This is a genomic window from Enterobacter sp. 22452, from assembly GCF_052045065.1.
In the GTDB taxonomy this organism is placed as follows: domain Bacteria; phylum Pseudomonadota; class Gammaproteobacteria; order Enterobacterales; family Enterobacteriaceae; genus Enterobacter; species Enterobacter mori.
In genome coordinates, this window is sequence record NZ_JBQEOB010000032.1 from 1 (window position 1) to 323 (window position 323).

The following is a 323-nucleotide window of genomic DNA, read 5'->3' on the forward strand; positions in this document are numbered from 1 at the left end:
AGCACCTCTGCCTTCAGGCTGCGGTGAAAACGCTCCAGCTTGCCCTGCGTCTGGGGATGATACGGCCGGGAGTGACCCACCCGGATACCCAGACGCATCAGCCACAGCTCGAGCGCCGTCCAGGTGCCGGTGGTGTCTCCCCAAGGTGAGCCGTTATCCATCGTCATCCTGTCCGGCAGGCCGTAGCGTTCAAACACGCTGACCAGTTGCTGTTGCACGGTCTCGCGCCGTTCATCGGTACAGTGCGCCAGGCACAGGGAAAAACGGGAGTGGTCGTCCAGCAGGGTGAGCGGATGGCAGCGCCCCTCGCCGAAGGGAAAGTG

At 63.8% G+C, this 323-nt stretch carries 1 protein-coding gene; it reads right to left on the reverse strand.

All coding sequences use genetic code 11. The features are described 5' to 3' along the window. A partial coding sequence (locus ACTJJA_RS23950) for a DDE-type integrase/transposase/recombinase (protein WP_440669345.1) occupies positions 1–323 on the reverse strand: 323 nt, incomplete at both ends.